The organism is Microbulbifer mangrovi (assembly GCF_002009015.1).
Lineage (GTDB): Bacteria > Pseudomonadota > Gammaproteobacteria > Pseudomonadales > Cellvibrionaceae > Microbulbifer > Microbulbifer mangrovi.
The window spans coordinates 15553-32896 of the sequence record NZ_LZDE01000342.1 but is presented as its reverse complement, the minus strand read 5'-3'; the positions used below and the strand labels follow the sequence as shown (position 1 = coordinate 32896).

The following is a 17344-nucleotide window of genomic DNA, read 5'->3' as shown; positions in this document are numbered from 1 at the left end:
CAGCCAGCAGTGTTACAGTCAGGCACGGGCGGCTTGGTTGGTTTGTGCGATAGGGATTTTTCAGGGCCAAGGTGCACTCCATTGATTGCGAGCCGACACGGTAACGGTTTGGGGTATCCGTCGATTCGGAATAATTTATTATTTACTTAAAAATCCATGATTGATAAATTATTCTGATGCGTTTGCTGCGTCAAGAGCACATTCCGCATTCCGCGCACTTTTAAGGAGGCTCTGGCTATATGAAACACTTCACCGCAACCGCCGCCCGTATTTCCTGCATACTCGGCATGGCGCTTGCCGCGGGTTGCCAGCCGGAGCCCTGGAGTCAACATGACCCCGAAGCATACATAGAACGCGTGCTGGAGCAGGAGCAGGTGCCCGGTGCTGCTGTGGCGATCTGGCACAAGGGCGAGCCCGTATTGCTGCGTGGATTTGGCGTTACGAATGTGGATAGCCCCAAATCGGTCGATGGGCAGACCCTGTTCAAGCTGGCATCCACCACCAAAGCGTTTACCACCGCGGCTCTGGGGCTGCTGGTGGAGGAGGGCAAGCTGGAATGGGAAGGGCGTGTGGTGGATTACCTCCCGCAATTTCGCTTCGGGGATCCCTGGATCAGCAATGAGTTCCGCGTGGTGGACCTGCTGACACATCGCTCAGGGTTAGGCCCCGGCGCCGGTGACCTGATGCTGTGGCCGCAACCCAACGCATACACACGCGCCGATGTCATGAATGGGCTGGCGCATCTCCCTGTTACCCGCGGTTTTCGCGCGGACTACGCCTATGACAACTTGCTGTATATCGTGGCCGGTGAGCTGATCGCAGAAATTTCCGGCATGTCCTACGAGGCATTTGTACAGCAGCGCCTGCTTGCCCCCATGGACCTGGAAAACTGCTATGCCGGACCGGTGCCCGCTGATGCCCGCGGCAATCTGGCTGACCCCCATCGGCTCGAAGATATTGGCATGGTGGTGGATACCCCCAATCTTGCCGGTTATGACCCCATCGTGCTCGCTGCGGCCGGCGGTATGCATTGCAGCGCCGGGGATATGCTGACGTGGCTGCGCGTTTTGCTGAATGGTGGTGAACTGGAAAGCGGCGAGCGTTTGTTCACTGAGCAAACCCGCGACCGCTTGTGGCGTCCGGAAACCCTGATGCCATTTTCCAACCAGCGTGCGGAGCGCGACGGAGGGCATTTTTACGCCTATGCCCTGGGATGGCGGGTGCAGGATATGCACGGGAAAAAAGTGATTCATCACACCGGTTCCCTGTCCGGTATGTACGCCTGGGCAGCGATAGTGCCGGAAGAGGAGCTGGCACTGGTGGTACTGATGAACCGCAGCGCTGGCGCCGCGCGCCAGGCACTGATCTATGGCTTGCTCAAGCCCTATCTGGGGGCGCCTGAGCGGGACTGGCTGGCCTATTTCCAGGACCTTTACGGTGCCCCCGCCGAGGCGGTGGAACCGGAAGAGCTGGTCGCGCCGGTGGGCTATAGCGCGGTTGCAAACGAGGAGTTGCCCGGGCTCTATCGCGACCCGTGGTTTGGGGATATCGGTATAACCCAGGAAAACGGCAAGCTGCGCTGGCGTGCGCTCAAATCGCCTCGCCTGACCGGTACATTGACGGCCGCCAGTGACGGCGTGTGGGCGCTGCACTGGGACGACCGCAGTCTCAATGCGGATGCCTGGGTGGTTGCCGACCGCAGCGAAGCCGGTGTTTTGTTGCTCTCTATGCAAGCGAAGTCGCGCGGCACAGACTTCAGTTACGATTTTCACGATCTGCGTTTTGAAAAGGTGGCCGAAGCCGTGCGGGTAGAGACTGTCAGCAGTCACTAGTGCGATAACCGCGTTTGAAAACAATAAATTGATCAGTTCCAGGAGTCTGTCATGCGGCGACGTACGCTAATTCAATCCTTGATGTCAGCTCCCCTGTTGGGGGCAGCAGCTGCCGGTGTAGCCAGTGGCAACCAAAGTTTGGCCTCCTCAGGCTTCAGTGGCGGAGATGCCGACCTGCGGCGTCCGAAGCGGTTAAAAAAAGGCATGACGGTAGGCCTTGTGACACCGGCCAGTAATGCCTGGGAAGACGAAGATATCCGTTTTGCCGGTGATGTTGTGCGTTCACTGGGCTTTGAAGTCAAAGAGGGCCAGCACCTGTATCGCCGTACCCAGTATCTGGCGGGCCCCGATTCAGCCCGGGCAGAGGACTTCAACCGTATGTTTGCGGACAGGGACGTGGATGCGGTTTTCTGCCTGCGCGGTGGTTACGGCACGCCGCGCATCCTGCCAATGCTGGACTACCAGCTGATACGCAATAATCCGAAAGTGTTGCTCGGGTATAGCGACATTACCGCGTTGCTGAATGCCATCTACCACCGAAGTGGCGTGGTTACGTTTCATGGACCGATCGCCGCGCAGAACTTTACCGAATACACCCTGGCCGAGTACCAGAAGGTGCTGGTGCACGGGGAGCGCCCGGTACCGCTGGGCACTCCGCCGCCCTTCGAGACCGCTCCTGGCAGGGTGGAGAAACGCAACCGAATTACCCGCTTTACCGGCGGCCGCGCCCGCGGTCGGTTGATCGGTGGCAATCTGTCGCTGATGGCGAGCCTAGTGGGCACGCCCTTTGAACCAGATTATCGCGGGAAAATACTGTTTCTGGAGGACGTCGGCGAGGCCCCGTATCGCGTGGACCGGATGCTTACCCAACTGTGGCTCGCCGGAAAGTTGCAGCAGGTGGCTGGTATAGTATTTGGCAAGTTCACTGATGCTGAAACCAGCGGCAATACATTCAGTATGGAGCATGTGCTTCGCGAACGTACTGGGGAGCTCGGTGTACCGGTTGTGCGAGGCCTGATGATAGGGCATGTGGAAGACCAGACCACGGTACCAGTGGGTGCGATGGCCGAACTGGATGGTGACGCTGGAACGCTGGTATTGCGGGATGCCGTGGTCAGCTGATTGTGACGGAAGCGCACTTCGGTAAGGTGGCAGCTATCGGTTTAGACGATAACTGCCGCCATTTCTTATCGGCGCTCAGCTGGTAGCATGTGACAACTTGCGTTGCACAAATCGCTGCCGATCAAAAATATAACAATAGCAGTACTATTTATGACTGAACTTTCCTGGCTCACGCTGTTGCCACCGTTTATTGCCATTGGTCTGGCACTATTGACCCGGCAGGTTTACCTGGCGCTGTTCGCCGGTATCTGGCTGGGGTTCTTTTTGCTGAATCACGACGGTTTTTTTGCCTCTTTGGCCCAGGCGCTGGATGGTGTGTTGGCGGTTCTGGCCAATCCCGGTGACGCGCGGGTAGTGATGTTCACCCTGGTTATCGGGGCATTCATTATCACCCTGGAGCGCTGTGGAGCAGTCAGCGGCTTTGTACGGTTTCTCGAGCGCAGTCGCTGGGTCACCAACGGCAAACGGGCGCAGTGGATGGCATGGCTGGTGGGCATCGTTATCTTTATTGAGTCGAATATAACGGTGCTGGTAGCGGGCACCGTATCGCGCCCGCTGTTCGACCGTTTCAAAATCGCACGGGAAAAACTCGCATACATTATCGACTCTACCTCGGCGCCGGTGTGCATGTTGATTCCATTGAATGCCTGGGGAGCTTTTAACCTCGGGCTTTTGGATGGACTCGGTGTGGAGGAACCGTTAAAAGTTCTACTGGCGAGTATTCCATTAAACCTGTATGCAATCGCTGCTGTTGCGCTTACGGCCTACACGATTTCCCGCAATTACAATCCGGGCCCTATGGCCGAGGTGCAGGCGCGCACCAGTGGCGGTGAACTGGACGGTATCGACATCAGTGCGAGTACGGGTGAAAAAAGCCATATCAAGCCGCGGGCCATTAATATGCTGCTGCCGGTACTGGTGCTGATTCTGGCGATGCCGTTCAGCTTGTGGATCACCGGCGATGGCAAGATTTTTGAGGGCTCCGGATCCACTTCCGTACTCTGGGCGTCCCTGGCTGCCCTTACTACGGTTTCCGTGATGGTATTGTTGCAGCGCGGTATGTCGTTGGATGAGCTCAGCCACACCTGGATGGAAGGCGCCGGTCGCATGTTGCCGTTGGCGATCATTCTGGTACTGGCGCTTGCTTTGGGTGCCATCTCGAAAACCCTGGGGACGGGGCAGTATGTTGCGGGATTGGTGGGGGATTCGATTCCCCTGGCATTGCTGCCCGTGGTTATTTTTCTGGTATCCGGGGTAATTGCTTTCTCCGTCGGTTCGAGCTGGGGAACCTTTTCAATCATGTTGCCGATCGCTATTCCCGTGGCCAGTGCGCTGGGTGCGGAACCGGCGCTGTTCGTCGCCGCGGTGCTGTCTGGTGGCATTTTTGGAGATCACAGTTCACCTATTTCCGATACCACCATCGTGTCGTCCCTGGCGGCCGGCACCGAGCATATCGAGCATGTCCGCACGCAGATACCTTATGCGCTGCGTGCCGGTGCGGTGAGTGCATTCGGGTTTATCGTGCTCGGTTACCTGATGCTGTAAGGCTGGATAGGGAGAGATAGGGATGCATAGCAAGGGTTGCCAACAAGGGAAAGCACAATGACGCAGTGCCCTTGTGAAATAGTACTACTTACCAGCGACAATGCATTTGCCGCTCGCTGGACAGAAGAGCTGAAACCGCTCGCCGACCACGATATGGATGCGCCCGTCGCGCTGGCATTCACGCACGTCAGCGAGGAAGGGTTGGAATCGGTGCTCGCACGTGGTGCCCTGCAGATCCTGGTGGTGGACGATAAGGGGCTCAGTGACGACAGTGTGGCCGCTATCCTGGCGCGGGTGCGGGCGCGGCGGGCGGAGATCGACAGTGTAATACTGACTGGTGCGGATGAAGCCAGCGGCGCAGGCTTTGAATGTGTGATTTCCCGGGGCGAGTCCAATTACGGCGTGGTGTACCGCACCTTGCGGCGAATTCTGCTGGAACGCATCGCAACCCCTTTTGCCGATGCATTGCGGGAGTATGTCTACGCAGCGCGAGATTCCTGGCATACCCCTGGACACTCCAGTGGTGATAGTCTAAGCACCAGCCCATGGATCGCTGATTTTTATCGATTTATGGGCGAGCATATCTTCAATACCGACCTTTCAGTGAGCGTAAAAATGCTGGACTCGCTGATGGACCCCATCAGTGTGATTCGTCAGGCCCAGCAACTTACCGCCAAAGCATTTGGTGCGCACCAGAGTTACTTTGTCACCAATGGCACCTCCACCTCAAACAAAATCGTGCTGCAGCACCTGCTGCGTCATGGCGATCGGGTAATCGTCGACCGCAATTGCCACAAGTCTGTACACCACGCGATGATTATGAGCGGTGCGCTGCCTGTTTACCTCGAGTCTGCCGTTAATCAACACTATGGCATTTACGGTCCGGTGCCTAAGCGGGAAATCTTTAGTGCCATCGACGCCAACCCCGGCGCCCGTTTGCTGGTACTAACTTCATGTACTTACGATGGCCTGCGTTACGACCTGCGCCCGATCATTGAATACGCGCACGCCGCGGGACTGTTTGTCCTGATCGATGAAGCCTGGTATGCACACGGTCGTTTTCACCCGGTGCTGCGCCCGACGGCGCTGGAATGTGGTGCCGACTTTGTTACCCAGTCAACGCACAAGATGCTGTCGGCTTTTTCACAGGCGAGCATGATTCACGTCGGAGATTTTTCTTGGCGGTCTTCGAACAACGGACGCGATCGCGAAGGGTTCGACACAGCCGGATTTCGTGAAGATATCAATATGCACACCTCAACCAGCCCGCAGTACGGCATGATTGCCAGTCTGGATGTGGCGCGCAAGCAGATGAGTATTGAGGGCTATCAGGTACTGGATCGCACTTTGGGGTTTGCGGAAGAAATTCGTCAGTTTGTCGATCAGAATACCGTTTTTCAAAGCCTTAACGCGGAAGACCTCTGTGGCCGTGTGTTGGCCAAGGACGACATTCGCCTCGACCCTACAAAAGTAACCATTGATGTGGGATGTGCGGGTGTTAGTGCACCGGACGCGCAGGCTGCGTTATTTACCGAATTCGGAATTCAGGTAGAGAAGAACACCCACAATACACTGTCTTTCCTGGTCACTATCGGCACCACCGAGAGCAAGGTATTGCGTCTGAAGCAGGCACTGCGCAAGTTGTCGGATGAAGCGTACAGTATGCGGGCGCGCCGGGTTGCTTCCATTGGCAATGATGGAGAGCCTGTACGCGGACAGCGACTGCCCGACCTCAGTGCGATTGTGGCCCTGCCGCGCACAGCATATTTTGCCCGCGGGGAGAAACTTGCGTGGGAAGGGGATGGACGCGCGGCATTAATCGGTCGCGTTGCCTGTGATGAAGTGGTCCCGTATCCGCCGGGTATCCCTCTACTGGTGCCCGGCCAGGAAATTACCGAAAAAATTCTCGATGCCATCATCGCGTTCACCAGCGAGCGTGCCGATCTGGAAATGCACGGCCTGCGTCGCGTGGATCTGCTCCCGGCGCTGCGTGTTTTGACCGAGAGTGAGACCGTTTCAGCGATGCAGGAATACGCGGAACTATTCACGTTGCACAACACCGCGGCGTCGTCAGAGGTTCTGGCGTCCCGTGTTGGATCATCCGGGGAGGCAGTGTGAAAAAGGGATGGAAGCAAGGTGCGTTTTTCGCCCTGGTTGGCGCAGTGGTCATTGCCGGTGTTGGGCTCACCGCGTGTTATTCGCAGGATGAAAGTCGCCAGGTGGAAGCGGCCAGTGCGGTTACCCCGGAAAATCCAGATTTTGTAGCAGTGCGCGGTCGCAATATCAAGGTCGCCATGCGCTATGTAACGGCCAACAACCTGGTGGGCGAGCCTCTGGATGGGTACCGGGAAAACCTCTGTCTGTTGGCGCCGGCAGCCGCCCGCGCGCTGGAAAAAGTAGCGGATCGGCTGGCGCAAGAAGGGCTGGGTCTCGAATTGTTTGACTGCTATCGCCCCCAGCAGGCTGTCAATCATTTCGTGCGCTGGGCCGCTGCTCCCGAAGATCACAGCACCAAAGCGGATTTTTATCCTCGCGAGAAAAAATCCGAGATGTTTGAACGCGGCTATATTGCTGAACGCTCTGGGCACAGTCGTGGTGCCACCGTGGATTTGACCCTGTACCAGGTTGATACCGGTGAGGCACTGGATATGGGTACCGGTTTTGATTTTATGGATGAGCGCTCGGCGACAGAATATCCGTTGAACGATACCGCTGCACGTGCCAATCGCCTGCGCCTGCGTGAAGTTATGACTTCTGAGGGATTTGTCAATTATACGCAGGAGTGGTGGCACTACACGTTCAAACCCGAGCCTTACCCGGACACCTATTTTGATGTGCCCGTGGCGCAAGCCGTGCTGACGGATGGCGACACCCGCACATCTGCGCTACGTACCGGTGCAGAGCAGGCCGACCTCTACCTGCCGCTGCTGCGCAATCAGAAAGTGGGGCTTGTGGTAAACCAGACTTCCCGCGTTGGCGAGTTGCACCTGATTGACTTTCTGCAGCAACGGCAGGTGAGTCTGCAGAAAATATTCGCACTGGAACACGGTGTACGCGGTAACGTGGAAAATGGTGGCAAAGTCGAAGATGGTATCGACGGCCCGAGCGGGCTGCCAATTGTCTCCCTGTACGGTGGCAACTACGCACCGAGCGCGGAGAATCTGGCGGAACTGGATTGGCTGGTATTTGATATCCAGGATGTAGGGGTGCGCTTCTACACCTACATCAGTTCTCTCCATTATCTGATGCAGGCCTGTGCCGATCACCAGGTGCCGCTGATGGTGCTGGATCGACCGAACCCGAATGGGGACTATATCGATGGGCCGGTGCTGGAAAAATCTTTTCAGAGCTTTGTGGGTATGCACCCCATCCCACTGGTACACGGTATGACGGTGGGTGAGCTGGCGCAAATGATTAACGGGGAAGGCTGGCTCGAAGGTGGTGCGCAATGTGCGCTGACCGTGATCCCGGCGGCGAACTACCGCAAGAGCATGGCGTACAGCTTACCTGTGCGTCCATCGCCGAACCTGCCTAATGACTTGTCCATCCGGCTGTACCCTTCGCTGGGGCTGTTCGAGGGCACCACGGTGAGTGTCGGGCGCGGTACTGCATTTCCATTTCAGGTGCTGGGGCATCCGGACGATCGGCAGGGCACCTTCGCGTTTACCCCGCAGCCGGTGGCCGGTGCCAGCGAGAATCCCAAGCACAAGGGTACATCACTGAAAGGCGACGATTTACGCAATGCGGATTCACGTGTGCGCTTTTCACTCGAGCCTTTACTCTCCTGGTCCCTGCGCACCGGAGTGTCGCCCGAGGTGTTTTTCTCACGCCCCCGCTTTTTCGACAAACTCGCGGGTACAGACCAGTTGCGCAAAGCCATCATGGACGGTGCCAGTGCGGAAAAGATTCGTGATTCCTGGCAGGCGGATCTCGCTGCCTATCGCGAACAGCGGCAGCCTTACCTGCTGTACCCGGAGAAATAAGAGTGCGGCGGCACATCAACGATATCCTGCAACAAGTACCTGGCGGTCGGCTGATGTCGGTGGACCTGCTGCGGGGGCTCGCCATTGCCGCCATGGTTCTGGTCAACAATCCCGGCAGCTGGTCTTACGTCTACGCGCCTATGGCCCATGCAGAGTGGCATGGCTGGACACCGACCGATGTGATTTTCCCACTGTTTCTGTTTGTGGTTGGATTATCCATGGTGCTCTCCTGTGGGCGCAGCAGACCTTTTCCCGCGGTCGGCTGGACGCAGTGGAGCAGGGCCATCAAGCTGTTTGCCCTGGGACTGTTTCTGGCGGTATTTTTTTACAATTTTCGTGATAGCGCTTACAGCTGGGTGGAGGATCGCCTGGAAGGCATTCGCTGGATGGGCGTATTGCAGCGCATCGCACTAGTTTACATTTTCTGCTGTTATCTGGTGCGCTGGCTTTCTGTGCGAGGACTGGTGATCGCGACCGGGCTCTGTTGTCTGTTACCGTGGCTGATGATGGTGTTTTTGCCCTATCAGAATGCCGCCGGTGACACCTTTCAGGGGCAATTGGTATTCGGCAATCATTTCTCTGCCTGGCTCGACCAGTGGCTCCTTGGCGCCGAACATGTGTATTACCGCAGCGCCGAGCCTTTCCCATTCGATCCCGAGGGGGTGCTGACCACCTTTGCGGCTGCTTCCACCTGTCTGCTGGGAGTGTTGGCCGGTCTCGCCTGGAAGCAAGCGGGGGCGGATCGCACATCACAATTGCGCCTGTGTCGAATCTGGGCATTGGGCGGCGCTGCTATGTTGATAGTGGGGCAGTTACTGCATCCGCTGGTGCCCATTAACAAGGCGCTCTGGTCGCCGAGTTTTGCGCTGGTTACCGCCGGTGTGTCCGCGCTGTTGCTGGCTGGTCTCTATTATCTGGTGGATATCCGCGAACGCCGTCGCGCACTGGCGCCGCTGCTAGTGTTCGGCGTCAATGCCATTGCCCTGTTTATGCTCGCGGGCGTGGTAGGAAGACTGCTGATCATGCTGCCCGTAGGGGATACCACGCTCAAAGGCTGGTTGTTCCATACTGTGTTCCAGCCTTTATTTGGCAGCTACGGTGGATCGCTGGCATTTGCGGTGTCTAGCCTGGCACTGTTTTATCTGGTGATGTGGCAGATGTACCGTCGTCGTATTATCTGGAAAGTGTGAGCTTCGCTGTATTGACTCTCTGGTTGAGGTGGACCGCGTGACCCAGTGTGAAGATTCCAGTATGCAGGCATTTCTCGCCGCACTCCGCAGCGTGTTTCCCGGCGAACGCTTGCTGTGTGGGCGCGAAAATACCTCTCCGTTTGAGTGCGATGCGCTACCGGTCTATTGTCAGGAGCCGCTTGCGGTGGCCCTCGCTCACAGTGAGCACGATGTGGTTGCGGCGGTCCGTTTGTGCCATGAATTTGGCGTGCCTCTGGTTTCCCGCGGTGCTGGCACCGGCCTATCCGCGGGTGCCAAGCCCTTGGCGCAGGGTTTACTTCTAGTCACGGCACCCATGAACCGGATTCTTGACCTGGACCCGCACGCAATGACTGCGCGGGTGCAGCCTGGGGTAATCAATCAGCAGATTTCTACTGCCGCAGCGCCCCACGGACTTTACTATGCGCCGGATCCATCCTCCCAGATCGCTTGTTCCATTGGCGGTAATGTCGCAGAAAATGCCGGCGGCGTGCACTGCCTGAAATACGGCGTCACCGTGCAGAATGTGCTTTCTGCGCGCGTAGTTTCCGCCGCAGCGGGCCATGTGGGTGAAGTGCTGACTCTGGGCGGTGATTGCCTCAGCCAACCAGGTTACGACTTGCTGGCACTGGTGCATGGGAGCGAAGGTGGGCTGGGTGTCATTACCGAAGTCACCGTCAAGTTGACACCACTACCGGAAAAAACACATACCCTGATGGCGGACTTTGACAGCGTGCGCACCGCTGCAGACGCGGTATCCGCCATCGTGCGGGCTGGCGTGATTCCCGCCGCACTGGAAATGATGGACAAGCTCGCTATTTCAGCCACCGAAGCATTTTGCCACGCCGGCTATAACCTGGAAGCGGCAGCGATACTGCTGATTGATCTGGACGGACACCCCCTGGAAGTCGACGCGGAGCTTGCGGTGGTGGAGCAGGTGTTGAGTGCATCGGGCGCAGTGCAGGTGCAGCTGGCCACCGATACGTTGCAGAGGGCCCGTTGGTGGAAGGGGCGCAAGAGTGCTTTCCCGGCCATTGGCCGATTGAGTCCGGATTACTACTGTATTGACGGTACGGTGCCCCGGCACCGTATCGGCGAGGTGCTGGAAGCGACCGCGCGGTTTGCCGATCAATACCGCCTTCGGGTTGCCAATGTATTCCACGCAGGAGATGGCAACCTGCATCCGATCATCATGTTTGACGGCAGCGAACCGGATGCCCTGGAGCGCACGGAAAAACTGGCCGCGGACATCCTCGAATACTGTATCTCCGTGGGCGGTACCATCACCGGCGAACACGGCGTGGGTATCGAAAAAATCAACCAGATGGCGGTCCAATTCACCGATGCCGAGCTGGAACAGTTTCGTGCAATCAAGCGCGCCCTGGATCCTTTCCAGTTGTTGAACCCCGACAAGCAGATTCCCACTCTGGCCCGCTGTCAGGAATATCGCGCGTTGAGGCACGCTCGTGGATGAAATAATAAACCCGTCCAAGGATCAGGATTATTCGGAGCGCCTCGCGGCACAGGTACGCGAATGCTATTCCGCAAACATGGGGCTTGAGGCCGCTGAGATCCCTCGCCCGCACCTGGTGGTGGGAGGTAACGGCAGTCGTGTCGCACTGGGATTACCGGGCGATGCCACCCTCGCAATTGGTGCGCACCGGGGCGTCATCGACTACCAGCCTGAGGAACTCACCCTGCGTGCCCGCGCGGGTACACCCCTGAGCGAACTGGAAGCGTTACTGATAGAGCATAACCAGAGCTTCGCTGCGGAAATACCGCAACCTTGCGCAACAAGTACCCTGGGTGGCGCCATTGCTTCCGGCTGGGACGGACCTTCCCGCGCGTTTGGTATGGCACTGCGCGACAGCCTGCTGGGCTGCAGGCTTATCAATGGCCGCGGTGAAATCGTCAACTTCGGCGGGCAGGTCATGAAAAATGTAGCGGGCTATGATCTGGCGCGCCTGCAAGTGGGGGCGCTGGGTACCCTGGGGGCGATTCTGGATGTCACTTTGCGCCTGCAACCTCGCACTGAACATATGGCCTCGGTGAGTTTTGAGGTCCCGCGCGACGAGTTGGGCCGGTGGTGGCGCCGCACACGCGAACTGCGACCGTTACTTACCGGTACCTGTTATCTGGATGGACGCCTGCACCTGCGTATCAGTGGGCGAGCCGTCGCGGTGCAGGACCTGATCACGCAATTGGGCGGCGACACTGCGGATTTCGACTGGGCATCCTTGGCGAATTTACAGCTGCCGTTTTTCTGCGGTGAGCGACTCGCGTGTGTGCATTTGCCCCGATATGCCCAAATACCGGTGCGTGCCGGGCAGGCGCTGATTGAGTGGGAAGGTGCACGGGTTTGGGTGCGGGATGGCGATCACCACGCGCTCGCCCGTGAAGCTGCCGACCTGGGTGGCTTCGTCCAGGTATTGCGCGGACCGGTGATCTCTGTTCAGGCGGATGCCCCGGAGTGGCATCGCGCACTGCGCGACGCGCTGGATCCGCAGGGACTGTTTAATCCGGTACTCTTCCGGTCGCGATTTTACAGCAGCGCCGATCCGTCCGGCCGCTTGGGTCAGGGAGTGGGGCACTAATGCAGGTCAATCTGATCGAAGGGCTTCTGGACGAGTCTGAGAAACAACGCGCCGAGCAGGTATTGAATGCCTGCGTACACTGTGGTTTTTGCACTGCAACCTGTCCCACCTATCTACAGGGTGGCAATGAGCTGGACAGCCCGCGGGGACGCATTTACCTGATCAAGGAAATGCTGGAGCAGGGTGCCGCGAGCGAGGCCACTCGCACCCATCTCGATCGGTGTGTCACCTGCCTCAGTTGCGAAACCACTTGTCCCTCCGGCGTGGAGTATCACAAGCTGGTGGCAATCGGCCGCCATGCCAGCGAGCGCCTCGCACCTCGCAGTCCCTGGCAGAAGACACTGCGCTGGGGGCTCAGAAACCTGCTGGTAACTCCGGGTCTTTTTGCCGGGTTTATGGGAATAGGTCGCCGGTTTTCAGCACTGCTGCCGGCGGGTATCAAACGCGTTTACTTTCCTCCGGAGAAAAAAAGGGTATCAATCGCCAGCCCGGCGCTCACCGCAAGCACCGTACTTCCGGTGGTTGATGCCGGCGCGGTGCTGATCGTGCGCGGATGTGTGCAGCCCTCGCTGAGGCCGCAAACCGACGCTGCCCTGGAAAAGATATTGCGACATTGTAGTGTGCCGGTCTGCATTAGTGCGGTAGCCAGCTGCTGTGGTGCAGCAAGCTTCCATACCAGCGGCGAAGCGCAGGCGCGGGCACTGGCGCGCGCAAATATCGATGCCTGGTGGTCCCTTTACGAGCAGCAGCAAGCTGAAAGCCCGCCTCTGCGTGCCATTGTTTCTACTGCATCTGGCTGCGGCGTGCACCTGAAAGATTATCCGCATGTGCTCGCGGATGACGGGGAATACCGGAAAAAGGCGCAGATCCTCGCTGAATTGATACGCGATCCCGTGGAGCTGCTGGAGTCGGTATTCGATGTGTCCATGCCCGAATTCGGAGACGCGCTCGGCGGACAAAAGCTCGTATTTCATTGCCCCTGTACCCTGCAGCATGGACAGGCACTGCCCGCACGGGTTGAGGCCCTGTTGCATCGACTGGGGGCAGAACTACCGGTAGTGGCTGATAGCCACCTTTGCTGTGGTTCCGCGGGCACCTACTCAATACTGCAGCCCACAATGTCCAAACGTTTGCGCAAGGAAAAATTGCAGGCTCTGCAGGCGAGCGATCCCGAAACCATCCTTACCGCCAATATCGGATGTCAGCTCCATTTACAGGCCGGAACCGAAACGCCAGTGCGCCACTGGTTGGAAATTCTGGCGGACAGGCTGCCCCCTTCCTGAGAATTGCATCATGTTTGCTTCCTGCATTGATCCCGGTGTCGATGCAGGCAGCTGCGCTGTGCCCTGATGGCAGCGGCTTCGATGATACACTCGCATTCTGCTCTAATGAGGTAGAGGTTTCTGGTCGTTCTTCTGAATTCAGGCAACAGGCTCTTCGACTTCCCGGCCTGCATTATTTGCGTGGTCAAACTTGTGTTCCTGATCCGCTGCGTTGATATCCCGCAGTGCCCGACGCAGAAAACCGCCGGCTTTTTCCAGGGCGTGTTCGGCATCGTGACGGTTCAGACCGCTCAGTATCATCATGATGGCCAACTTGGCATTGTGTTCGCAATCCTGAAGTACACGATCCGCCTCCGTCAATTCCACACCGGTGGCTTCCATCACAATCCGACGGGTGCGGCTCACCAGTTTTTCATTGGTGGCTTTTACATCCACCATCAAATTGTAGAAACTTTTGCCAATTCGAATCATGCTGGCGGTGGTCAGCATATTGAGAACCAGTTTCTGCGCGGTGCCGGCTTTCATGCGGGTGGAACCGGTTAAAATTTCCGGGCCAACCTCCGGCAGAATCGCGATATCTGCTTCGGCGGCAATGGCGGCAGACTTATTGCAGGAAAGGGCCACAGTTGTGCAGCCCAGGCTTCGAGCATAACGCAGCCCCCCAATCACATAGGGCGTACGGCCGCTGGCGGCGATGCCGACCACCACATCTTTTTCCGTGAGCTGAACGTTGCGGAGATCTTTACCACCGAGGGTAAAGCTGTCTTCTGCGCCTTCCTGGGCACGATATACGGCTTCCTCACCACCGGCGATCAGTGCCACTACCATTTCTTCACTGACGCCGTAAGTCGGCGGACACTCCACCGCATCCAGGATACCGAGGCGTCCGCTGGTGCCCGCTCCCATATAAATGAGTCGGGCACCGCTTTTAAAGGCTTTGGCGATAGCGTCGACGGCTTGGGCGATCTGGGGTATTTCCCGGTGTACCGCTGCGGGCACTTCATGATCCGCGGCATTGATTTTTTCAAGAATCTGCTCGCTGGGTAAAAGGTCTATATCCAGCGTGTCTGCGTTGCGGGCTTCGCTGGGGAGCGTGGCCAGTTCTTTGATCAATTGCGTGTTCATTCTTGCTTGTTCCTTGATGCTCCGGGTTGGCAGGCGGCTTTCATCCGGAGCGCTTTTTCGGAGATGACGATGACCGGAATTCAATAGAGGGAGTCGCTACTGAATTGCACTACTTTCTTTCTCGCCAGCATGCAGGCACCGTCCAGCGCGGTTCCCAACGGCGGAATTTGCCGTTTTTGATGGTCCGGATGTAAATGGGGACTGAGCTTGTCCGCGAGTCCGCCAAGGATGGCCAGCGGCAAGGCGTCTTCTCCGCTGGCAGCCTGAATCAGACGATCGACTTCTGCAGCGGTTTTACTGATGATGTCGCGTGCCAGCGGGCAGTCTGGGAGATGACTGAATGCCGCCGGGGCAAGCGCCGCGTATTCACGGGATCCCGCTCGCTGTAGCCACGGCAGGATTTGTGTACGATCTTCACCAACCTCGGTCATTACCTGTTGGCAGAGAGCAGTTATGGCTTTGCCGTGCGTGTCCAATTCCCAGAGCAGTGCGCGAACCAGACTTTTTCCAATGGCTGCGCCGCTGCCTTCGTCGCCAACTGCGAGCCCCCAACCACCGTACTGGCGGATCTCACCGTCGCGTCCAAGCCGCATGGCCACCGAGCCGGTGCCGACGGCGATCATGACAATCGGCGTACCCGCCCCGGCACCGAGAAGCGAGGTCTGTGCGTCCGAAGAAATCTGCACACTGGCAAACCCCAGTGCGCGAAGACGCTGGCAAAGCTTCTCCGCGGAAGCCGGGTTTCCGGCGCCGGCGACACCACAGGCCAGGTGAACCTGGCCCGGGCGAACCCGCTCCCGCGCCAGCACCTGTCGGCTCAGACCTGCGATATTGTTGATCGCACCGTCGAGGTCTTGGGTCAGTGAGCTCGCGCCCGATTTGAGCGTGATTCGCTCCCCTTGCGCGTCCTCGAGGCGGGCCAGTGTTTTGGTGCCGCCACCATCTATCCCTAGAAAATATGCGCTCATAGTGTGCGTATTCAGTTATCCATTGACCGTGGTCTGGTTGCTGATAGTCGTGTCGTTTTCGGCTATTTCGGGAGAAGGCTTGCCCAGATTGCACACCGCAAAGGAAACCAGCGTGCCAAGGCAAAGTTGCCAGGGGAAAGCAATAACGAATGGCTCGTCAGTACCGGTAAGCGGGGTAATCATCCAGGGTTGTTGCAGCAGGGTAACCAGGAAGCCGACAGCGAGCGCCCAGCCAACGCTGCTGGCGTTGCCGCGCCCGGTAAACAATGCAGTGAAAAACACACCCAGTAGTCCGGAATATGCGAACACCATTACCGAGAGGGCGAAGGTAATCAGAGGCAGATCGCTCATCTGCTGCCAGTAAAAACACAGTATCGCCATGCCACCCAGAGTGCCGGCCACAATCGCCATACCCCAGCGCCCCGCGCGCACGAAGTGCGCAGCCGTTTTTTGTACCTTGCGCTGATTCAACCAGTGTCGATACAGGTCTTCAGTGAGTACGCTTGCCATCGAGTTCAGGCTGGAATTGAGTGTAGACAGCGCCGCAGCGATCACCCCGATTGTGACCAGGCCGCGCAGACCGGCGGGCATTTCGTGCAAAACGTAGTGCATAAACACGGTGACGTCGCCACCGCTGGGCTCGGAAACACTGGCACCGGCCATCAGTTCGGGAGACTGGTAGAAAATATGCAGTAGCAAACCGATTCCCATAAATACCGCCATGACAGGTACCACCATGACGACGGAATACAGCACCGCGCGCGCGCCATCGCGGGGAGTTTTGCAGGTGAGGACCCGCTGGGTAACATCCTGGTCGAGGCCGAATGCCGCAATGTTCAGCAGGACAAAGCCGGTAAGTGTGGCCCACAGGTTAAATGGATCACCCAGGTCCCAGCTGGTATCTACCAGTGTCAGTTTGGAGGTACTGCCATCTGAAGGAGAGGCGAGTGCCGCAACAATCTGCCCCAAGTCCGCAGGAATCTGCCAGAGCAACACCGCCACCACTGCGATGGCGGCACTGACGTAAACACCACATTGCACTACATCGCTCTGAATCACCGAGCGCACGCCCCCGATGAGTGTCTGTAACAAGCCTGCCGCACTGAGTAGAATGACGGCCGTTACTACGTGATGCGCGGCGATATCATTAAACAGGATCATGGAAACCGCGATGGCCGCCATATACAGGCGAGCGCCACTGGCAAAGACCCGGCCGAGCAGATAAATGCCTCCAGCGCGATGTTTTGCCCGTTCCCCGAAGCGGGATTGCAGTAACTCGTACACGGTGGTGACACGGTTGGCGTAAAAACGTGGTATCAGGTGGCGGGCCACAATCACTGCGGCAATTACCGCACCGACATTGGTGAACAGGTAGGTGAGGTCACCGCGGTAGCCAAGATCGGGTCCGCCGAGAAAAGTCGCAGCGGATTGTGTGGTGGCCAGAGTTGAGATGGCCACCATCCACATCGGCATACTGTTGCGGGCCAGAAAGTAGTCGCGGCTATCCCTGGCGTCGCTCTGGCTGAAGTACCAGGCGGACGCGGCCAGTACTAACAGGTACAGCGCGAAAATTCCCCAGTCCAGTCCGGTAAACTGCAGTTCCATCATTCAACTCTCATTTTTTCCCGCTGGTGTCGGCATTCGGGGGTAATTATTTATTCCTGTTATTCTATGCAATTGGTAT

At 57.8% G+C, this 17344-nt stretch carries 12 protein-coding genes and 1 pseudogene; 10 read left to right on the top strand and 3 right to left on the bottom strand.

Annotated features, from left to right (window positions below; all coding sequences use genetic code 11):
• Positions 1 to 239: 239 nt before the first annotated feature.
• The 10 genes and pseudogenes from B4U49_RS16185 (at position 240) to glcF (ending at position 13567) form a co-directional block, all read left to right on the top strand.
• Positions 240 to 1832 (top strand): serine hydrolase, encoded by a 1593-nt coding sequence (locus B4U49_RS16185; RefSeq protein ID WP_078085646.1) that lies wholly within the window; start codon positions 240 to 242, stop codon positions 1830 to 1832.
• 51 nt (positions 1833 to 1883) lie between these two features.
• Positions 1884 to 2954 carry a S66 peptidase family protein gene (locus B4U49_RS16180; RefSeq protein WP_078085645.1) on the top strand — a complete coding sequence of 357 codons (1071 nt, stop codon included), beginning with the start codon at positions 1884 to 1886 and terminating at the stop codon, positions 2952 to 2954.
• Between the two features lie 150 nt (positions 2955 to 3104).
• A complete protein-coding gene (locus B4U49_RS16175; protein ID WP_078085644.1) occupies positions 3105 to 4499 on the top strand; it encodes a Na+/H+ antiporter NhaC family protein in 1395 nt (464 codons plus the stop codon).
• Between the two features lie 57 nt (positions 4500 to 4556).
• The gene (locus B4U49_RS16170; protein ID WP_078085643.1) at positions 4557 to 6617 is read left to right on the top strand and encodes an aminotransferase class I/II-fold pyridoxal phosphate-dependent enzyme; all 2061 of its coding nucleotides are present in this window, start codon (positions 4557 to 4559) and stop codon (positions 6615 to 6617) included.
• 32 nt (positions 6618 to 6649) lie between these two features.
• Positions 6650 to 7345: pseudogene (locus B4U49_RS19580) on the top strand (M15 family metallopeptidase); the annotation flags it as partial.
• The gene (locus tag B4U49_RS19575; RefSeq protein ID WP_420811474.1) at positions 7334 to 8482 is read left to right on the top strand and encodes an exo-beta-N-acetylmuramidase NamZ family protein; all 1149 of its coding nucleotides are present in this window, start codon (positions 7334 to 7336) and stop codon (positions 8480 to 8482) included. The pseudogene B4U49_RS19580 and the gene B4U49_RS19575, both read left to right, overlap by 12 nt.
• 2 nt (positions 8483 to 8484) lie before the next feature.
• Complete coding sequence (locus tag B4U49_RS16160) at positions 8485 to 9672, top strand: acyltransferase family protein (RefSeq protein ID WP_204903066.1); 1188 nt, start codon at positions 8485 to 8487, stop codon at positions 9670 to 9672.
• Positions 9673 to 9709: 37 nt separating this feature from the next.
• The gene (locus tag B4U49_RS16155) at positions 9710 to 11164 is read left to right on the top strand and encodes an FAD-linked oxidase C-terminal domain-containing protein (RefSeq protein ID WP_239692669.1); all 1455 of its coding nucleotides are present in this window, start codon (positions 9710 to 9712) and stop codon (positions 11162 to 11164) included.
• Positions 11157 to 12284 carry an FAD-binding protein gene (locus B4U49_RS16150; protein ID WP_078085642.1) on the top strand — a complete coding sequence of 376 codons (1128 nt, stop codon included), beginning with the start codon at positions 11157 to 11159 and terminating at the stop codon, positions 12282 to 12284. Before B4U49_RS16155 ends, B4U49_RS16150 begins: the two co-directional genes overlap by 8 nt.
• Positions 12284 to 13567 (top strand): glycolate oxidase subunit GlcF, encoded by a 1284-nt coding sequence (glcF, locus tag B4U49_RS16145; protein WP_078085641.1) that lies wholly within the window; start codon positions 12284 to 12286, stop codon positions 13565 to 13567. Before B4U49_RS16150 ends, glcF begins: the two co-directional genes overlap by 1 nt.
• 138 nt (positions 13568 to 13705) lie before the next feature.
• On the opposite strand, the gene murQ is transcribed toward glcF, so the two are convergent.
• The 3 genes from murQ to B4U49_RS16130 all read right to left on the bottom strand — a co-directional run bounded on the left by murQ (position 13706) and on the right by B4U49_RS16130 (position 17268).
• Positions 13706 to 14692, bottom strand: coding sequence for an N-acetylmuramic acid 6-phosphate etherase (gene murQ / locus B4U49_RS16140; RefSeq protein ID WP_078085640.1), 987 nt, complete (start codon positions 14690 to 14692; stop codon positions 13706 to 13708).
• Between the two features lie 80 nt (positions 14693 to 14772).
• Positions 14773 to 15660 (bottom strand): glucosamine kinase nucleotide-binding domain-containing protein, encoded by an 888-nt coding sequence (locus tag B4U49_RS16135; RefSeq protein ID WP_078085639.1) that lies wholly within the window; start codon positions 15658 to 15660, stop codon positions 14773 to 14775.
• A 15-nt stretch (positions 15661 to 15675) separates the two neighbouring features.
• On the bottom strand, positions 15676 to 17268 hold the full coding sequence (locus B4U49_RS16130) for a sodium:solute symporter (protein WP_239692668.1): 1593 nt from the start codon (positions 17266 to 17268) through the stop codon (positions 15676 to 15678).
• Between the last annotated feature and the right edge of the window lie 76 nt (positions 17269 to 17344).

Bases quoted from the DNA above. Each gene is read 5' to 3' on its own strand.
- B4U49_RS16185 (WP_078085646.1), top strand. From the start codon at position 240: ATGAAACACTTCACCGCAACCGCCGCCCGTATTTCCTGCATACTCGGC.
- B4U49_RS16180 (WP_078085645.1), top strand. From the start codon at position 1,884: ATGCGGCGACGTACGCTAATTCAATCCTTGATGTCAGCTCCCCTGTTG.
- B4U49_RS16175 (WP_078085644.1), top strand. From the start codon at position 3,105: ATGACTGAACTTTCCTGGCTCACGCTGTTGCCACCGTTTATTGCCATT.
- B4U49_RS16170 (WP_078085643.1), top strand. From the start codon at position 4,557: ATGACGCAGTGCCCTTGTGAAATAGTACTACTTACCAGCGACAATGCA.
- glcF (WP_078085641.1), top strand. From the start codon at position 12,284: ATGCAGGTCAATCTGATCGAAGGGCTTCTGGACGAGTCTGAGAAACAA.
- murQ (WP_078085640.1), bottom strand. From the start codon at position 14,692: ATGAACACGCAATTGATCAAAGAACTGGCCACGCTCCCCAGCGAAGCC.
- B4U49_RS16135 (WP_078085639.1), bottom strand. From the start codon at position 15,660: ATGAGCGCATATTTTCTAGGGATAGATGGTGGCGGCACCAAAACACTG.
- B4U49_RS16130 (WP_239692668.1), bottom strand. From the start codon at position 17,268: ATGATGGAACTGCAGTTTACCGGACTGGACTGGGGAATTTTCGCGCTG.